Origin of the sequence: Bacillus sp. CH_70 (assembly GCF_038007045.1) — a bacterium.
GTDB lineage: Bacteria > Bacillota > Bacilli > Bacillales > Bacillaceae_G > Bacillus_A > Bacillus_A cereus.
In genome coordinates this window covers 3,892,597-3,910,760 of record NZ_JBBOWL010000001.1, presented here as the reverse complement: position 1 = coordinate 3,910,760, position 18,164 = coordinate 3,892,597, and the positions used below count along the sequence as shown (strand labels likewise).

Here is an 18,164-nt window from a genome sequence, read left to right as displayed (position 1 = left end):
GGAATTAGATAGCGATAGCAACGATATCAGTTGGGCATACACGTAAAATACCAGTAAAAGTATTTCGATTTTGATTGTTCTTATCGTCTTTATTGTTATCTTTGTCGTCTTTGTTATTACGAGCTAAAGCAGAGAAAAGAGCAACACCGTTAGCGAAACCTTCAAAAATTACATTGTTGAAAGTGCCATTACCTCTAATGCTTAAAAGAGAAAGTTCTGTTCCAACTGAAATGCTAGCAAGTACGTTACATACAGCTGGTTGTTGTGGTCTAACTACTTCTCTCTCTTTCTCTTTCTCATGATGTCTGCACTCTCTTTCATGATGATGACAGTCTCTAAAGTTATCACAGCATCCAAATGATCCAAACATAATCCTCATCACCCCCTTCACACTTATAATCTATGTAAGTTCGGTAGTGAGTGACTGGACAGAGAGTGGAATTTTTTCTAGGGGATTTTCTCATTTTAAATGACTAGCTGGGTGTTTAGTACGGAATGATGTTTAAAATAGGGGAAATATAACAAAAAATGTAAAAACCACCGAAATAAATGAAATAGGTAGCCTTTACACTTTTTTACTTTTATATAAAACGATGATATATACAGGAAGAGCTAGGAGTAGTGGTACAATGGATCGTGCAGTATGTTTTTCTGATTCTAATTGGAATGCTTCTTCTTTTGGGAATTGTAAAATGGAGATGTTTGCGGCATCACCAATAAAATATAGAAGCAGTACAGTTACTATGTAACATAAAAGTGCGATAAAGCTTCCGTATGAACTCAATGAAAATCCCTCTCTTGTTATCTATTTGTTATCATTGTATCACAATTGTAACAAAAACACACGGGTATATTTCAACACCTAAACAAAATTCGACACAAAACGTCAAGTTTATTTATGATAAGGGAATAGAATATACTTTTCCATAAGTATAAATGTCGAATGATTTGTATTAATATTACAAAAGTATGACAGGGAATAAAAAAACGAAGGCAATGTAGTTACCTTCGTTTTTTATTATTTTGCCCACTCACTTACTTGCTCTACGCTCATACGAGGTGCAGGGTGTCCTTTTAAAGTTGATTCACCAATTGTAATAAGCATAATTGGAACGTAACGAGATGAAACGTTAAATTCGTCTGTCAGTGCTTGTGGATTGAAGCCACCAATAGCACAAGTATCCCAACCAGTTGCTTTAGCTGCAAGCATAAGTTGCATTGCTGCTAAAGATGCATTTGAAAAGGCAGCATCTCTTGGGAATTGTTCACGAGCATATGCAGATTCAATATTTTTAGCTAAGCGTTCTTTTGCTTCTTCTTTCATAAATCCTTGTTCTACAATTGGACCATATACTGGCTCAACATTTTTATAAGCTTCTAAATCACCTAAAATAGCGACTACTGCAGAAGCATCAAGAATTTGTTGTTGGTTATAAGCTATTGGGTGTAATCGTTTTTGTACATCTTCACCTTGAAAAACGAGGAATTTCCAGTGTTGCAAGTTCCAAGCGGAAGGTGCTTGTGCTGCGGCTTTTAAAATCTCATGTAATTCTGTAGATGAGATTTCTTTATTTGGGTTGAATGCACGTGTAGATGTGCGTTCATATAGAACGTTAAAAAAGTTGTCGTTTGTCATTGTATATCCTCCAAATTGTATATCGAATTATTTTCAAAAAAATAATATACACTACTTACATTTTGTAAGTTATCGAATTTAAGAATATAATATCTTTATTTTAATTGTCAAGTTTTAAAAATAAGCTAGGGCATTCATACAAACGATACAATTCCTACAATCATACACTAAAAAAGGAATTTATAGAGTGAAAAGCGAAGATAACATTCTCAATTAGCTTGTTAATATGTATCTCTCACAAATTAAAGTTTATTGGAGAACAGTCTTTTAAAAAAGTTTGTGAGGAATTCAGTAGAACAAGATATATGAAGTGAGTGAAGACTAGTGATGAACATACTACATTTTTTATTAGAGAATACGGTTTTCCAAAATGTGTTACAAGATCTGCAGTTAAATGTCCTTTATATAGAAAATGGATGTAAGCATCAACAAACGGTAGAAAATATCCATCCAAAATGTATGTTTATAGCAAATAGTTTTGAAGAGGGCGAACTATTATTTCAAAGAACGAAACCACACATTATCATTACGTATGTAACAGATTATTCTCAAATAAAATATATAAAGAATATGTATACTCCGCACAGTACATTCATTGTCATTTGGGATCAACAAATAACAAAAGAATTCACAGATGTACTTGCATTAGGAATACGTAATATTGTAATAGCTCCTGTAACTCCGCAAGCAGTGTTAGAGGAAGTGAATAAGAGTTTGTATCAACTTTCTTTAGTAAGGCAAGTCGGTTTGCAGCAGGAATTGCTTCAAACGATGTTTGATTTTCAAAATGATCTATTATTTATAGTAGAAGATGATGAGATTGTTGATTGTAATACAAATTTTTTAGCTTTTTTTGGATATGAAAATCTGTTTGCCTATCGTGAGCAACATTTAGTATTTGCTGAACATTTTATTAGAGAAAGTGGATACTATTCGACGACGCATGATATCACATGGTTAGACGATACTTTATCAAGTGGTAGAAGAATTAAGATGCTAAATTATGAAGGGGTAGTATCCACTTTTTTATTACGTGCGACACCATTGCCAGAAGATTTATCAAGATTTATTGTAAAGTGCACGGAAATTACAGAATTAGATGAAATCTATCAAGAGCAAGAAAGACTTGCTATGGTAGATTCATTGACAGAGATTTATAATCGTTTAAAGTTTCAACAAATACTAGAGGTAGAGTGGGAAAAGGTAATACGTAGTGATGAGAAAATAGCTATCATTTTATTTGATATAGATAATTTTAAAACGGTTAATGACACATATGGTCATGATTTTGGTGATTTGGCATTAATACAACTTGCAGAGCTTATGAAATCTAAAGTGGAGCAACAACATGTATTTGCAAGATGGGGAGGAGAAGAATTCATTATATTAGTGACAAATACAGTAGAAAAGGAAGCATTTCAAGTTGCGGAGTCATTACGATTCTTCATTGAAACAAAGCAATTCACTGGAATTTCGAAGCTAACAGCTAGCTTTGGAGTTGCGTTATATGAACAAGGAACTACAAGAGAAGAATTAATGCAACGAGCGGACATTGCATTATATGAAGCGAAAAAAAATGGGAAGAATCAAGTATGTGTGTATAGAAAAGAAAAAATGTAATTTTTCGCAACAAATTGTTGCGATTTTTTTTTATTGTTTGATAATAGAATAGGGGGACAATTTTTAGCGAAGGAATTATGGAGGATCAATATGATAAAAAAAGTAATGGTGATGGCTTCACTGTCTGCTATAGTTGGCGGCGGAGTATACTATTTTCTTGTTAGCCCCAATATAAAGGAAAACACTGTATTAACAACTAAAGTGAATCCTACTATTGAATCAGAAGTACAAGGGAATATAGAAGAAAAAGAAGAGCAACAAATTGATTATGCTAGCATATCTCAAAAATTAGATCAATATTTAGTCGGAAAGCAATTTAATGGAACAGTTTTGGTAACAGATAAAGAGCGTGTTATATTGAATAAAGGATATGGGTATGCTGATGTTCAAAATAAAATAGAAAATACGCCTCAAACAAAATATCGTATTGGTTCTATTACGAAAACAGTTGTTGCCACATCTATTTTACAGTTGCAAGAACAAGGTAAATTGAATATTCAAGATAATGTAAATAAATATATTCCTTCATTTCCGGAGAATAAAAATATTACACTATATCATTTGTTAACCCATACCTCTGGTTTACCTGAACATGCGAAAGGGAATGTGAATGCTGCTTCCCGTTTACAGTTAGTTAATTGGATTGGACGTCAAAATTTAGAATTTCCTGCAGGAACAGGTTGGAGATATACAGATTATAATTATATGGTTCTTGCTTATATAATAGAACATATCTCGAAAAAACCTTTAGGAGATTACATAAAAGAAAACATATTTGTAAAAGCAGATATGCATGAATCCGGTATGGGAAATATGGTACCTGGAGATAAAAATTTTACAAAGGGTTATGTGAAAAAAAATCAAGAGCTTGTACCAGCGCAGAAGTTAGGCATGGATTGGCTATATGGTTGTGGTGAGATGTATACGACAGTTGGAGATATGAAGAAGTTAGACGAAGCAATTATAAGTGGAAAACTTCTTTCTGAACAAAGTATACAAGCAATGTTTTCGCCTTCAGCAGAACGGAAATATGCATTTAGTTTTTATATATATCCAGATTATTTTCATAATCATGGTGTATTATCTGGTTGGAACACTTTCAATAATTTTAATAAAGAAAAAGGAATTTTTGTTATGTTATTTTCAAATGTAAAAAATAGTATGGATGATGACTTTAATAAAGAGTTCCGAAAGATGGTAAATGATTTATTAGAACAAAGGGGATGAGAAAATGGAACATAAAACTTTATCAATAGGTTTCATTGGTATTGGCGTAATGGGAAAAAGTATGGTTTATCACTTAATGCAAGATGGTCATAAAGTATATGTATATAATAGAACGAAAGCAAAAACAGATTCTTTAGTGCAAGATGGTGCACAATGGTGTGATACGCCAAAAGAGTTAGTGAAGCAAGTTGATATTGTAATGACAATGGTTGGATATCCACATGATGTAGAAGAAGTGTATTTTGGTATAGAAGGAATTATAGAACATGCAAAAGAAGGTACGATAGCAATTGACTTTACGACATCTACACCTACTTTAGCAAAACGTATTAATGAAGTTGCAAAAAGCAAAAATATATATACGTTAGATGCACCTGTCTCAGGAGGAGATGTTGGTGCGAAAGAAGCAAAACTCGCAATTATGGTAGGTGGAGAGAAAGAAATATATGATAGATGCTTACCTTTACTTGAAAAGTTAGGAACAAACATTCAATTACAAGGACCAGCTGGGAGTGGACAACATACAAAAATGTGCAATCAAATTGCGATTGCTTCCAATATGATTGGAGTATGTGAGGCTGTTGCTTACGCGAAGAAGGCTGGACTGAATCCAGATAAAGTGTTAGAGAGTATTTCAACAGGGGCAGCAGGTAGTTGGTCATTAAGTAATTTAGCTCCTCGAATGTTAAAAGGAGACTTTGAGCCAGGATTTTATGTAAAGCATTTTATGAAAGATATGAAAATTGCTTTAGAGGAAGCAGAAAAATTACAATTACCAGTCCCAGGCTTAAGTTTGGCGAAAGAATTGTATGAAGAGTTAGTTAAGGATGGCGAAGAAAATAGTGGAACACAAGTATTATATAAAAAATATATAAGGGGGTAAACGAGGTGGACCTTCAAAAGTTTGATGAGATGATTGATACTGTACAGCGAGCTACTTGTATGCAAATTAATGAAAAACAAAAAGAAGCTTTTAAACAAAAATATGATTTTGAACCAGACTTTGAATATGGAAGAGATGAGAAGGGGCATTATGTAATTCGAACCTCTAAAAAGATGTTAGAAGAAATGGAGTTTTATTTGGCATTGAAATATGATCGTGATGGAGTGGATCTTTATATGCAAGCTGAGATTGACGGTATATTTCATGTATCTGTTAGCTATGGTGAAGATGCCCTACATCTACAAGAATTGTTTCAATTTCTAGAAGAAAATAAATAAAAGTCCTCATTTGAGGACTTTTATTTATTTAGTCATTATAAGTTAGAAGCGCGGCGACATCGTTCAACCGGGAATGGGATAATTTGTGCGATGTGATTAGGACCAAATTGTTTTGTACGAGCATGGCGTATTATATAAAAAGCACACAGAATTGAAACAGGAATAGCGCCGAATAAACCAAATAATAAAGCGCTTACACAAGATGCGACAAATCCTAAAACACCAATTTCTAACTCTTCCATAATAGCTCCTAAAATAACAGGAAATGCTCCACATGTAACTCCAAGTATAAGTGCGATAAGTAAGCTCATGATTATCCCCCTCTGTTTGCGATATTATTTTCCTTCTTAGTTAATTGTAGTATATCACATGTAAAACAGAATTTTCAGAAAAATTTCAATAAATGTTCAATAAATGTTCAAAAAATACACTTGAAAAATCAAGACGTTAAATTTGTGATGAAATGGTACTTTTGAGTAAATAAAAAATCAGGCTTATTTCAAAAGTGAAATAAGCCTGTTCCATAGGAGGATGTATATATGTAGAGTGAATAAAAGTTTGGAAAAGGGGATCCAAGTCCTTTTATTCAACTAACTACCTTAATAGATTGGAACCCAGCCTTCAGTTGTCACAAAAATACGAATAGCTACAACTTGACGATCATCTTGCAAGGTAAAATAATGTCTTGCATTTTCTGGAACAGATATTAGATCGCCTGGCTCAAGTTCAACATCAAAGAATTTCCCATCTTTGCCTTCAATAGCGAAAATACCATGACCACTGACGATAAAGCGGACTTCGTCGTCTGTATGATGATGTTCTTTTTGGAAATTAATTAATAATTCGTCAAGGTTAGGTGTGCTATTTGAAAGTGAAATTACATCATGTGCTTTATAACCTCGACGTGCTGAAACATCAGCGATTTCTTTTGAAAAAACAGCTAATATTTCAGCTTTGTTTTCATCTGTTAAAGAATAATTTTCATTTAAATGAGTAGGAAGTTTAGAAATATTCCATTTCTCATATAAAACGCCTTCCTCTTGTAGAAATTTAGATACTTCCACTTCATTTTCAATACGAGTATTTACTTCATGAATACGAATTTGCGCCATTAGAAACGCCTCCTTGAATTGATAATAGTTTTATATGAAATTGGAATAAAAACTCATAAGCTTCTAATCTCTTCTTTGCATCAAAGCTATCTCGGCCCCATACGGTAATACCGTGGTTACGGATTAATACCGCTCCCGAATCACCTTGTATATGCTTTCGAAAGTTTTCTCCAAGCGTTGGGATATGGGCATGGTTTTCGATAATAGGAATGTGAATTGTTGCACCTTCTTCCCAAATATCGAGAGCTTTAATAATTTCTTGATTTTGAAGGGTAACTGCATCACTATATAAATTTGTGATGACATTATTATCAGTTGTATGAACATGAAGTACGCACCCGGCATTCGTATTGTTATAAATATGTGTATGCAATATTGTTTCTGCTGAAGGGCGTAATTCAGTCTCTAAAACGGGAACTCCTACATGATCTACTAATAGAAAATCATCTGGAGTGGTTTTTGTTTTATCTTTACCGCTTGCTGTAATGAGGAAAGTAAGTGGCTCATGACTAACTTTTATAGATATATTACCACTTGTTGCTGGGAACCAATTTCGAGTTGTTAATTCTTTTTTTATCTCGCTTAAGTCATACCATTGACGAAAAAGTTGTTTCATGATTTCACCTCCAACAAATGTTTTAATTCATTTTGAATATCATGGAATGTTTCAAACGGTGTATAAGCAATATAATTCTCTGCACACTTTGTAATAAGGAAGTCACGAGCAAATACTTTATCTGCTTGTTTCGCAGCTTGTAAATCAGTAATTGAATCTCCAATCACAATATGGAAGTCATTCGTATCACTCAATTTACGGATGAGAGATGATTTACATAATCCGCAATGATTTTGACAATGATGATCACAAGGATGAGGCCAATTCACCGTAATGTATTCATTTGAAAAATCTGTTTCATTACAGTAAATTTGCTCTTTTGGAATGAGTCCTTGTAAGAGTGGATAGACGAAGAAATCCATTCCACCTGATATAACGTAAAAAGAAATGTTATTTTCATTTGCAAATTGTATAAATTCATGAAAACCATTACGAAGTTCAGCAGTTTCTATTAAAAATTGAATAATTTCATCGTGCAGATGAGTAGGTATTAATCGAAATAATTGAGAAACACCTTCTTGAATAGATAGCTCTTGTGATAAAATTCTATTCTTTACTTCTTCAGCTTCTGGTGGTGCGAATTTTTCCATAATGGACATAATGTTATCATTATTTGTAATCGTGCCATCGAAATCACAAAATACTTGAATACTCATAATTTCACCTCATGAGAGGGATTTCCCCATATTTGTAGTGCACTATGCAAATTTATGTCATCTACTTCATGGAGTGGTTTATTTTGCAAAGTAGCCTCAATTGCAGTACGGAATGCTTTACCACCGCCTTGCGCTCCATTTGGATGTCCATGTATCCCGCCGCCAGCATTAATAACAACATCTTTACCGAAATCTCGTACAATAAAGGGAACGAAACCAGGGTGAATACCAGCAGATGGAACAGAAAAGCTCTTCTTGAAAAATGCATCGTCTTCAGTTAAATATTTTGAGATAGCAAGAGCTTCCTCTTTTTCTAGCGCAACACTTCCGTATGGAGATGGGAATAATGAAAAGTCAGCCCCAGCATAGCGTAGTAGCTTTCCGAGTAATAATGGAGATGAAATTCCATATAACTTAGATGCTGAATAAGCACCACTTACAGCAGGGTGTGCCATAATAGGAACTGGGATTTCATCATCTTCTGCAAGTGATTGCAGTACATCTAGTCCGTAAGCAAATACGTTAAATAATAGAATATCAGCTCCAGCTTGCACTGCACGTTTCGCATTTTCTTTTAAATCAAAAGTTCGTCCTGTTAAATTTACGGCATATAACGTTTTATGTCCGTATGTTTCATATACGGATTGTAAAACTTCTTTTCCAGATACAATGCGTTTCGTAAGTGGTGTTAATGCATTTTCAAATAATATTTCATCATCTTTTACTATATCTACACCACCACTTGCTTGATCACGTAATTGCGTTTTTAAATACCCAATATTTCGTCCAATCATTCCTTTAAAAATACTCATTAAAAGGGGACGATCATGCACTTGTAAAAGGTTTCGAATCCCATCTATCCCGAATTTTGGACCAGGAAAATGTTCTTTCAATTCTTCTGAAAAAGTTAAGTCAATTAATTTTACTTCGCCATCAAGGGATAGCTTTCCAAATGTAGTCGTTAAAATTGCTGGTAAATCTGGACTGAAGTTTAATAACGGATATTCGATTTTAATAATTCCGCGTTTTACTTTTTTACGTAAATACGAATTCGTATGTTCATGTTCAGCTAATTCCTCAATATGAATGACGTTGCCTTTATGTTGCTTTAATTGTTCTTGCAATAAGTGTGGCAAATGAGTCCAAGAGCCAATTGTTAAACCAAGTGCAATTTGCTCAGCCTTTTTTTCTAAGTTATGTGAATCATCATGGATTAAATACGTCGCTATAATTCCGCTCATTGTTATAACCTCCTAGTTAAATAAAAAAACCTCTCAGCTAAGGAGAGGTTTTTTTACAACCAGCTCCTTATCTGTCAGCATAATGCTGCGAGAATTAGCACCGTGTCTACGATTGTAGATCGGTTGCCGGGTTTCGTCGGGCTCGTCCCTCCACCTGCTCTTGATAAGAAGTATTTAGAAATGTTTAAATTTTTAAGATAACTGAATTTTGTCAGATATTTTTCATGTTGTCAATTACTTTTTGAAAAAATTTAATTTATCAATTCGATTAATGGCTTCTCGTAATCTATCTTCTGTATGCAAGAGACCAACACGGACATACCCTTCGCCATGTTCACCAAATCCAACACCAGGAGCAACTGCAACGTGTGCTTTTTCTAGTAAAATATCAGAAAATTGCTCGGATGTATAACCTTCTGGTACAGGAAGCCATGCAAAGAATGATCCGGTTGGAATGTCTACATTCCAACCAATTGAGTGACAAGCTGAAATAAGAGCGTTTCTCCGAGATTCGTAACTATTTACAAGATCTACTACACAAGACTGTGAACTTAATAGTGCTTCGCGAGCAGCATCTTGAATTGCACCAAAAATACTAACATACATATGATCTTGCAATAGGTTAATGGTTTCGATGACACTTTCATTTCCAACTGCAAAAGCAATACGCCAGCCAGCCATATTGAAAGTTTTTGATAACGTGTAAATTTCAATTCCTATATCTTTCGCACCATCTGCTTGCAAGAAACTAACAGGTTTGTGACCATCAAATCCGATAGCACCGTAAGCGAAATCGTGAACAACTAATATATTATGTTTATTAGCAAAATGAATGGTTGTATCAAAAAAATCTTTTGATGCAGTAGCACCTGTAGGGTTATTTGGATAGTTTAAAAACATTAACTTTGCCCGTTCAGCGATAGAGTCGTCAATTTTTTTATAATCCGGTAAAAAATGATTTTCTGCAATAAGCGGCATGGTTTCAAAGTGTGCCTTTGCTAAGGCAACCCCAGATAAATAATCTGGATAGCCTGGATCCGGAACGAGAATTGTATCACCAGGATTTGTAAAACAAATTGGTAATTCTACTAGTCCAGCCTTCCCACCAAACAAAATAGCAACTTCAGTTTTTGGGTTTAATTCGACGCCGTATTCACGTTTATAGAATGTAGTCACGGCTTCCTTTAAGCTTTCATGTCCGCGAAATGGCGGATATTTATGATGAATGGTCTTTTCGGCAGCATCTTGTAAAGCTTTTACGATATGCTGCGGTGTTGGTTGATCTGGATTACCTTGACCTAGATTAATAACATCGTGACCAGCTGCAACGACTTTGTTAACTTTTGCAACAAGTGAAGCGAAAAATTGTGTTGGCAATGATGTTACTATCTCAGAAGGTTGAAATAATTTCATACTTTCCACCTCTTTTGAAAGTTGTTACAATTCTAGTGACAAATGATATAATCTTTCCAGTATTTTGTAAAGAAAAAAATAAGAATGGGGCTGAAAAAATGAAAGTCGCATGTATTCAAATGGATATTGTTTTTGGAGATGTAGAAAAAAATATTGAGAATGCTAAAAATAAAATAAGCGAAGCTATGAAGGAAAGGCCAGATGTTATCGTCTTACCAGAACTATGGACAACAGGATATGATTTAACGAGACTTTCTGAAATTGCAGATAGGGATGGAGTGGAAACGAAAGAAAAGTTAATAGAATGGGCGAAGCAATATGATGTACATATTGTTGGTGGTTCTATAGCAAAGCAAACAGAGCAAGGCGTTACAAATACGATGTATGTTGTAAATAATGAAGGACAGCTAGTCAACGAATATAGTAAAGTACATTTATTTCAGCTTATGGATGAACATAAATATTTAATAGCCGGTAATGGTACGGGCGAATTTAAGCTGGATGATGTTGAATGCGCTGGAACAATTTGTTATGATATTCGTTTTCCAGAGTGGATGCGTGTCCATACTGCTAAAGGGGCAAAAGTATTATTTGTTGTAGCTGAATGGCCATTAGTTCGTTTAGCACATTGGCGTTTGCTATTGCAAGCAAGAGCAGTTGAAAATCAGTGTTATGTTGTTGCATGTAATAGAGCAGGAAAGGATCCAAATAATGTATTTGCGGGTCATTCTTTAATTGTGGACCCTTGGGGTGAAGTTGTAGTAGAGGCGGATGAAGAGGAATCAATTTTATTTGGAGAGCTTGAATTCGAGAAAATTAAAGAAGTACGTAAAGGAATTCCAGTTTTTGCGGATCGCCGTCCAGAATTATACAAATAAAATGTTGACAAGTGATTTTTATTCTTGGTATAGTCTTCAACATAAAGTTAAAAATTCAAAAAATTATACAACTCTTATCAAGAGCAGGTGGAGGGATTTGGCCCGATGAAGCCCAGCAACCGACCGTAATACCATTGTGAAATGGGGCGTTTATTACGCCAAAAGGCACGGTGCTAATTCCAGCAGAAAGTAAAACTTTCTGGCAGATAAGAGGGGAGAAGATAAACTTCAAACCTCTTTCTTAGTGGAAAGAGGTTTTTCTATGTTAGAAAAACCTCTGAATTTAAAAAGGGGGAGAAGACGATGGGATATTATTCATTAACAGAAATAACAGCTGTACAATATGCGAAAGATCATGGCTATTTTGAAGCGAAGGCAAATGTCGTTTGTCATGAAATTGGAGACGGAAACTTAAATTACGTGTTCAAATTAGATGATGGAGAGAAATCAATTATAATAAAACAAGCACTGCCTTATGCGAAAGTAGTTGGTGAAAGCTGGCCATTGTCTATAAAAAGAGCAACGATTGAAAGCAAGGCATTACAAATTTTTGCGCAGTATGTACCGGATTATGTTCCAGTAGTGTACAGTCATGATGAAGAGTTAGCGATAACGGTAATAGAAGACTTATCAAGACTAACAATTACAAGAAAAGGATTAATAGACGGAGAAGAATATCCGCTTTTATCCCAGCATATCGGCCGTTTTCTAGCACATGTTTTATTTTACACTTCAGATTTTGGTTTACAGTCAGAAGAGAAGAGGGTACTAGAAGGTACCTTTGTAAATCCGGACCTTTGTAAAATTACAGAGGAATTAGTGTTTACAGATCCGTTTGGACATTATGATACAAATGATTATGAGCCAGATTTACAGCTCGTGGTTGATGAACTTTGGAGTGATAAAACTTTAAAACTAAAAGTAGCACAATATAAATATAAGTTCTTAACAAGAAAAGAAACTCTTATTCATGGTGATTTACATACTGGTAGTATTTTTTCGTCACCTTCTGAAACGAAAGTGATTGATCCAGAATTTGCGACATATGGCCCATTTGGATTTGACATAGGTCAATTTATTGCAAATCTATTACTAAATGCTTTATCTAGAGAAGAAGAGAAAAGAAGTGTACTATTTTTCCATATAGAAAAGACGTGGAGTTATTTTGTAGAAACTTTTACAAAATTATGGATTGGAGAAGGTGTAGAAGCATATACGAAAGAAAAACAATGGTTACCAATTATTTTGCAAAATATCTTTACTGATGCAGTTGGATTTGCCGGATGTGAACTGATTCGTAGAACAATTGGTTTAGCTCATGTAGCAGATTTAGATGAAATAGAAAATAAAGAAACAAGAATTCAAGCTAAGAAACAAGCGCTATCCTTAGGTAAAGAACTAATAAAATATGAATCTAAAAGTGCTGATATTCAACTGTTTCGAACATTATTTCAACAGACAGTTTCAGGGGGCGTAAAAGCGTGAGTACAATTGTTACTGTTCCGAGATCTGTAAGCTGGAAAGGTGATGCAATTGCGGTATTAAATCAAACGAAATTGCCGCATAGCACAGAATACAAAACATTGACGACTATTGAAGAGGTTTGGAAAAGCATCGTAATGTTAGAAGTACGAGGAGCGCCTGCAATTGGAATTGTAGCTGCATTTGGCTTGGCGCTTGCATCAAAAAAATATAACACTGTACATATTGAAGAATTTCAAAAGAAGTTTAATAGAGATTGTAATTATTTAGGAACGTCACGCCCGACAGCAGTAAATTTATTTTGGGCAATTGATCGTATGAGAGAATCTATTCGAGAGATTACTACAATAAAAGAAGCACAAAAAACATTAGAAGAAGAAGCGCTTCGCATTCAGCAGGAAGATGAAGCGGTGTGCCGAAATATTGGGGAATATGCGTTAACATGTTTTAAAGATGGCGATAATATTTTAACAATCTGTAACGCTGGAAGTATCGCAACTGCCAGATATGGAACTGCATTAGCTCCCTTTTATATTGGAAAAGAGAAAGGTGTGCGTTTACATGTATATGCGTGTGAAACGAGACCAGTTTTACAAGGTGGTCGCTTAACGACCTGGGAATTGAAGCAAGCAAATATTGATGTGACCCTTATTACAGATAATACTGCAGCTCATGCTATTCAAACGAAAGAAATAAATGCAATTATTGTAGGGGCGGATCGAATTGTCGCAAATGGAGATACGGCAAATAAAATAGGGACAATGAATTTAGCTATTTTAGCAAAGCACTTTGATATCCCATTGTATGTTGCTGCGCCACTGTCAACATTTGATGTTACGAAAGAAACTGGAGCCGAAATAATTATTGAAGAAAGAGATGAAACAGAAGTTACGAAAATCTTTGGAAAACAAGTAGCACCAATTGGAACGAATGTTTATAACCCTGCATTTGACGTAACACCGAACGAATTAATTACAGGAATTATTACTGAGAAAGGTATTATAAGCGGGGATTATAAACGAGAAATTGCATCATTATTTGAAAAACAGGCTAATACATAATAGCTTGTTTTTTTATGCCTAAATGTATTGTTTTCTCTTACTTATATAATGAAAGGAGGAGAAGAGGATGGAAGAGTGGATCAAGATGATAGGTAATGTAGGGTTTCCAATTGTTGTAACATTATATTTACTCCACCGTATTGAAAGTAAATTAGAGGGGGTAATTGTTGCAATTGAGAAGCTCCCGCGGCAATTACTAAAGTACGAAGATCCTCGCAATAAAAAATAAAGTTTGCTCTTCTTGAGCAAACTTTATTTTTTATTGAGCAGTATAGCCACCATCGATAACGACAGCTTGACCAGTAATACCTTTAGCTTTTTCACTCGCTAAAAACATAGCATAATCAGCGATTTCTTGTACTTGTAATAAGCGCTTTTGTGGGACGAGTGGATAAATAACATCTTCTAAAACATTTTCAAGTGGTACATTTCGTGTAGTAGCTAAGTCTTGTAGTTGATTACGTACAAGAGGGGTATCGACATAACCAGGGCAAAGGGCATTAACAGTAATACCATGCGTAGCACCTTCTAAAGCGGCAACTTTTGTTAATCCAATTACGCCATGTTTTGCACTATTGTAGGCAGCTTTTCCAGCAAACCCGACAAGGCCGTTAATAGAAGCGACATTAATAATACGACCATATTTTTGTTGTTTCATAATCGGAAAGGCATGCTTAATTGCGATAAACGGAGCAATTTGCATAATTTGAATTAGTAGCTCAAACTTTTCCGTTGGAAAGTCTTCAATGGGTGAAACGTGTTGCATTCCTGCGTTGTTAATTAATATATCTAATGAACCGAAATGACTAACTGTTTGAGAAATTGATGCTGTAATTTCCTCTTCAGATGTAACGTCACATTTTAAACCGATAGCTTGAAAACCTTCACTTTGCAATTGCTCAGCAGCTTCTTTCGCACGTTCTTCAAGACGATCAGTAATTACAACTTTTGCACCTTCTTTTGCAAAAGCACTTCCCATTTCATATCCAATACCACTCGCAGCACCTGTTAAAAAGACAACTCGATTTGTAACCATGATGAAAAACATCCCTTCATAATAAAGTTTTCATAGTGCTCTATTTAGAGAGGTTATAATGAAAATCCTGCAAACATTTGGAAAAAATATCGTTAGCTATCTTGTTTTGCAAAATAGTCTTTGCTATACTATTTTGTAAAGCAAGATACTTACGCTTATCTATCTTGTAAAGCAAGATAGTAGGAGGATTTGAATTATGTCGACAAGTCAAATGCTGAAAGGGATTTTAGAAGGATGCTTACTTGCTATTATTTCTGAAGGCGAAATATACGGTTATGAAATGAGTGAGAAGCTAGCAAAGTATGGTTTTACAATGGCGAGTGAGGGAAGTATTTATCCGTTATTAATACGTATGCAAAAGGAAGGATTAATAACAAGTGTAATGAAGGAATCTCCATCTGGCCCAAAGCGAAAATATTATACATTAACAGAAAAAGGCGAAGAAGCACTAAATGAATTTATGGATCGCTGGGAAGCGATGCAAAGTAGTGTAGAACGTCTACTTGAAGGGAAGGGAAGGAGAAAATAATGTTATCAAGTGAAGCACGAAAGTTTTTGTTAGATATGAGATTATTTTTGACGGCAAAGAGTGTGAAAGAAAGTGATATTGAAAACTTTTTAGAAGACGCAGAACTTCATTTAATAGAAGGTGAGAGTGAGGGGAAGAGTGTAGAAGATATTTTCGGAAGCTCACCGAAAGAATATGCAAATGAACTTGTAAAAGTGATGGAAAGAGATAGACAGGAAACGTGGAAGCAAATTGGTTTTACAGTAATGAATATCGTATCTTTTTGGATTATTGCTTCTATCTTAATAGTGAATAATGGAATGTTACAGATTTCACTTATTCAGTGTATCGGTTACAGTTTTTCATTGATTTTAGTTGTTATGGGTCCTAATTTTCTACTTCGCAAAATGACCTTCGTCACAAGCTTTACAAAAACATGGTTTTCCATGTGGTCTTTAGTTATGATTGCTCCATTGTTTTTATTAGGAGCTGTTACGATATTAGATGTGATATATCCTACAAAAATGCTCACATTCACCGAAGTTCAAAGTTATATAGTAGCTGGTGGGATTTTTATCATAACAGTAGCTATAAATATATATTTTGAAGGATGGTTTAAAAACTTATATTTAATCATTCCGCTTTCTATTATGTTAATGTTTAAAACATTTACATCTGAAGATCTTATGCCAATGTTATTTCAAATTATATGTTTATACGGAAGTTTGTTTATTTTAATTTTCCTTGAAATTATGATGAAGACGAATAGAAGAGAAATGGTTAAATAAGGGAGGGGTTATAATGAATGTTTCTAAAGAAGGAGAAAAGTTTTTAATCGATACGAAAGTATATTTAATAACAAAAGGGATTAAAGAAGAAGAGGTGGACGCCTTTCTAGAAGATGCAGAACTTCATTTAATAGAAGGTGAAAAAAAGGGGAAGACGGTAAGGGACATATTTGGTGACTCACCAAAAGAGTATGCGGAAGAATTAGCGAAAGAGATGGAGAAGGATAAAAGCGGGAGTATAAAGACTATTTTAGGAATGATAATTGGAATAGGAGGATATTGGTTACTTACAAATATTTTATTTGGAAATCCGAATCAACAATTTACGTTAACGAATGTACAGTTAATCGGTTATCCTATCGTTTTAATCATTACGATTATTGGAACGATTGTTGCGTTTAGAATGTCTTCTTTTAAAAGTAAATTAGTAGAGTTTGGAATTATTTATGTAGTAGTGATGATACCTATTTTATTATTAGTGTTATTAATATTTATGAATAAATGGTATGGGACGCCAATTTTACAATTGTCGACAATACAGACATATATATTAGCAGTAACTATATTTTTATTACTTCTTATTGGTGAAGTATATGTTCTTGGTTGGATGGGTGTTGTGGTACTAATTGTTCCTCTTGCGATTATGTTCTTATTTAAAGACTTAGAAGAAAGAAATGTATTTTGGGGAATTGCAAAGATCTTACTTATGTATGGAAGTATATATGGATTAATGAGATGGTCTTTAAAAATTGAAGAAAGAAAAATTGGGAACTAGAAATTCAATAAAAAGCGGCTGCTCTGGATATACCAAAAATTATTTCCAAAGAAATATTATATAGGGATTTTTAGAGGGATTACATTTACATTTAGTTGTCTATTTTTATTTCTAGCAGCCGGGATTTGGTTTGTTGATTGGAACAAGTTGTTTTAAACAGTAACATGAGGGTTACTGTTTTTTTCTTTGTAGTAAAGAGCTTTGTAAAGAGAGCGCTTTTTGTTCTGTTGTTAATAAGGAATGAATATGAACGTTTTCTGGACGAGGGACTATCGGATACATAAGATTTGTTGGAGAAGGGTGGTGCTCCGAGCCGGTTGGAGAATGAGGATCTGCATGAGTAAGTTTTCCATGAATACGTCTTGTAAATAAAATATGACCGATTTCGTGAGCGAGCGTATATATATTTTTCATAGGGGCAGCCGAATTTGTTAAAACGATATAGCCAGTAAGTTGCTGTTGTTTTGCTAAAGAATAAGCGCAGGCAATTACTGCTGTTTCTTTGAAATAATCACTGCCAATATAACAAATATAAAGGTCGCATTCAGGAGCTTCATTTACACATGTTTGGAAAAAGGATGCCAACTTTTCTTGACTTTGAATGGAATTTTTATAACTGATTTCACGGTCAAAAAAACGGAAAAGTTCATTTAATACAATTACTTCTTGAATTTGAAATGTAATGGGGTGCCAAATTGATTCTGCAACAGCTAAATCTTTTGCGATGCGGTCATCAGAAATATCGGCGCCGGGAGTAATGCAAATACATATATTGACGTATGGATCCATAAGGAACACCTCAAATGAAAAAAGTTCTTCCTATAATATATGTGGGAAAAAGATGTCATGTATGGATAAACGCCTTCTTTATTGAATATATAGATGACAAGTCGA

Annotated in this window: 22 protein-coding genes, 1 pseudogene and 2 riboswitches; of the genes and pseudogenes, 12 read left to right on the top strand and 11 right to left on the bottom strand. The window is 34.4% G+C overall.

The genetic code is table 11. From position 1 onward, the window contains the following. Positions 1-4: 4 nt before the first annotated feature. From N2V79_RS19825 to N2V79_RS19815, 3 genes are all read right to left on the bottom strand, one after another. The gene (locus N2V79_RS19825) at positions 5-370 is read right to left on the bottom strand and encodes a DUF3915 domain-containing protein (protein WP_000468017.1); all 366 of its coding nucleotides are present in this window, start codon (positions 368-370) and stop codon (positions 5-7) included. A 195-nt stretch (positions 371-565) separates the two neighbouring features. Continuing rightward, entirely contained in the window at positions 566-784 is a 219-nt protein-coding gene (locus N2V79_RS19820; RefSeq protein WP_000100485.1) for a hypothetical protein, read from the bottom strand. Between the two features lie 234 nt (positions 785-1,018). Further along, positions 1,019-1,636, bottom strand: coding sequence for a nitroreductase family protein (locus N2V79_RS19815; protein ID WP_000180387.1), 618 nt, complete (start codon positions 1,634-1,636; stop codon positions 1,019-1,021). 327 nt (positions 1,637-1,963) lie between these two features. On the opposite strand from N2V79_RS19815, the gene N2V79_RS19810 reads away from it, so the two are divergent. The 4 genes from N2V79_RS19810 (at position 1,964) to N2V79_RS19795 (ending at position 5,704) form a co-directional block, all read left to right on the top strand. Next, positions 1,964-3,256: a GGDEF domain-containing protein gene (locus N2V79_RS19810; RefSeq protein ID WP_001023187.1), complete on the top strand. Its 1,293-nt coding sequence runs from the start codon at positions 1,964-1,966 to the stop codon at positions 3,254-3,256. Between the two features lie 90 nt (positions 3,257-3,346). Then, complete coding sequence (locus N2V79_RS19805) at positions 3,347-4,483, top strand: serine hydrolase (protein WP_142245152.1); 1,137 nt, start codon at positions 3,347-3,349, stop codon at positions 4,481-4,483. Between the two features lie 4 nt (positions 4,484-4,487). Then, a complete protein-coding gene (locus tag N2V79_RS19800) occupies positions 4,488-5,366 on the top strand; it encodes an NAD(P)-dependent oxidoreductase (RefSeq protein WP_053563711.1) in 879 nt (292 codons plus the stop codon). A gap of 5 nt (positions 5,367-5,371) precedes the next feature. Next, a complete protein-coding gene (locus tag N2V79_RS19795; RefSeq protein WP_000365617.1) occupies positions 5,372-5,704 on the top strand; it encodes a DUF3909 family protein in 333 nt (110 codons plus the stop codon). A 35-nt stretch (positions 5,705-5,739) separates the two neighbouring features. Here N2V79_RS19795 and N2V79_RS19790 read toward each other — a convergent pair whose 3' ends face one another. The 6 genes from N2V79_RS19790 to N2V79_RS19765 all read right to left on the bottom strand — a co-directional run bounded on the left by N2V79_RS19790 (position 5,740) and on the right by N2V79_RS19765 (position 10,742). Beyond that, on the bottom strand, positions 5,740-6,015 hold the full coding sequence (locus N2V79_RS19790; RefSeq protein ID WP_000054659.1) for a hypothetical protein: 276 nt from the start codon (positions 6,013-6,015) through the stop codon (positions 5,740-5,742). A gap of 288 nt (positions 6,016-6,303) precedes the next feature. Further along, positions 6,304-6,816, bottom strand: a complete 513-nt coding sequence (locus N2V79_RS19785; protein ID WP_000057317.1) for a 1,2-dihydroxy-3-keto-5-methylthiopentene dioxygenase — start codon at positions 6,814-6,816, stop codon at positions 6,304-6,306. Continuing rightward, positions 6,794-7,432 carry a methylthioribulose 1-phosphate dehydratase gene (locus N2V79_RS19780; RefSeq protein ID WP_000811341.1) on the bottom strand — a complete coding sequence of 213 codons (639 nt, stop codon included), beginning with the start codon at positions 7,430-7,432 and terminating at the stop codon, positions 6,794-6,796. Before N2V79_RS19780 ends, N2V79_RS19785 begins: the two co-directional genes overlap by 23 nt. Continuing rightward, complete coding sequence (gene mtnX, locus N2V79_RS19775) at positions 7,429-8,088, bottom strand: 2-hydroxy-3-keto-5-methylthiopentenyl-1-phosphate phosphatase (protein WP_069356155.1); 660 nt, start codon at positions 8,086-8,088, stop codon at positions 7,429-7,431. Before mtnX ends, N2V79_RS19780 begins: the two co-directional genes overlap by 4 nt. Further along, positions 8,085-9,329, bottom strand: coding sequence for a 2,3-diketo-5-methylthiopentyl-1-phosphate enolase (gene mtnW, locus N2V79_RS19770; protein ID WP_069356154.1), 1,245 nt, complete (start codon positions 9,327-9,329; stop codon positions 8,085-8,087). Before mtnW ends, mtnX begins: the two co-directional genes overlap by 4 nt. 64 nt (positions 9,330-9,393) lie before the next feature. Next, positions 9,394-9,499, bottom strand: a riboswitch (SAM riboswitch). A 64-nt stretch (positions 9,500-9,563) separates the two neighbouring features. Next, the gene (locus N2V79_RS19765) at positions 9,564-10,742 is read right to left on the bottom strand and encodes a pyridoxal phosphate-dependent aminotransferase (RefSeq protein WP_069356153.1); all 1,179 of its coding nucleotides are present in this window, start codon (positions 10,740-10,742) and stop codon (positions 9,564-9,566) included. Between the two features lie 14 nt (positions 10,743-10,756). On the opposite strand from N2V79_RS19765, the gene N2V79_RS19760 reads away from it, so the two are divergent. The 4 genes from N2V79_RS19760 to N2V79_RS19745 all read left to right on the top strand — a co-directional run bounded on the left by N2V79_RS19760 (position 10,757) and on the right by N2V79_RS19745 (position 14,392). After that, a complete protein-coding gene (locus N2V79_RS19760; RefSeq protein ID WP_069356655.1) occupies positions 10,757-11,620 on the top strand; it encodes a carbon-nitrogen family hydrolase in 864 nt (287 codons plus the stop codon). 71 nt (positions 11,621-11,691) lie between these two features. Next, a riboswitch (SAM riboswitch) is annotated at positions 11,692-11,833 on the top strand. A 90-nt stretch (positions 11,834-11,923) separates the two neighbouring features. Further along, the gene (gene mtnK / locus N2V79_RS19755; RefSeq protein WP_053563714.1) at positions 11,924-13,105 is read left to right on the top strand and encodes an S-methyl-5-thioribose kinase; all 1,182 of its coding nucleotides are present in this window, start codon (positions 11,924-11,926) and stop codon (positions 13,103-13,105) included. Beyond that, positions 13,102-14,163, top strand: a complete 1,062-nt coding sequence (mtnA, locus tag N2V79_RS19750) for an S-methyl-5-thioribose-1-phosphate isomerase (protein WP_069356152.1) — start codon at positions 13,102-13,104, stop codon at positions 14,161-14,163. Before mtnK ends, mtnA begins: the two co-directional genes overlap by 4 nt. A 67-nt stretch (positions 14,164-14,230) precedes the next feature. Then, the gene (locus N2V79_RS19745) at positions 14,231-14,392 is read left to right on the top strand and encodes a YvrJ family protein (protein WP_000393338.1); all 162 of its coding nucleotides are present in this window, start codon (positions 14,231-14,233) and stop codon (positions 14,390-14,392) included. 30 nt (positions 14,393-14,422) lie between these two features. On the opposite strand, the gene N2V79_RS19740 is transcribed toward N2V79_RS19745, so the two are convergent. Next, positions 14,423-15,199 carry a 3-hydroxybutyrate dehydrogenase gene (locus tag N2V79_RS19740; RefSeq protein WP_000258450.1) on the bottom strand — a complete coding sequence of 259 codons (777 nt, stop codon included), beginning with the start codon at positions 15,197-15,199 and terminating at the stop codon, positions 14,423-14,425. Positions 15,200-15,395: 196 nt separating this feature from the next. On the opposite strand from N2V79_RS19740, the gene N2V79_RS19735 reads away from it, so the two are divergent. The 4 genes and pseudogenes from N2V79_RS19735 to N2V79_RS19720 all read left to right on the top strand — a co-directional run. Further along, positions 15,396-15,728: a PadR family transcriptional regulator gene (locus N2V79_RS19735; protein WP_000107988.1), complete on the top strand. Its 333-nt coding sequence runs from the start codon at positions 15,396-15,398 to the stop codon at positions 15,726-15,728. Then, complete coding sequence (locus tag N2V79_RS19730) at positions 15,728-16,495, top strand: DUF1129 domain-containing protein (protein ID WP_053563717.1); 768 nt, start codon at positions 15,728-15,730, stop codon at positions 16,493-16,495. Before N2V79_RS19735 ends, N2V79_RS19730 begins: the two co-directional genes overlap by 1 nt. A gap of 13 nt (positions 16,496-16,508) precedes the next feature. Continuing rightward, positions 16,509-17,270 (top strand): DUF1129 domain-containing protein, encoded by a 762-nt coding sequence (locus N2V79_RS19725; protein ID WP_001103075.1) that lies wholly within the window; start codon positions 16,509-16,511, stop codon positions 17,268-17,270. A gap of 12 nt (positions 17,271-17,282) precedes the next feature. Continuing rightward, a pseudogene (locus N2V79_RS19720) lies at positions 17,283-17,426 on the top strand (DNA-binding protein); the annotation flags it as partial. Between the two features lie 15 nt (positions 17,427-17,441). Here the strand turns inward: N2V79_RS19720 and N2V79_RS19715 are convergent. Continuing rightward, entirely contained in the window at positions 17,442-18,059 is a 618-nt protein-coding gene (locus N2V79_RS19715) for an ImmA/IrrE family metallo-endopeptidase (protein ID WP_000371606.1), read from the bottom strand. Between the last annotated feature and the right edge of the window lie 105 nt (positions 18,060-18,164).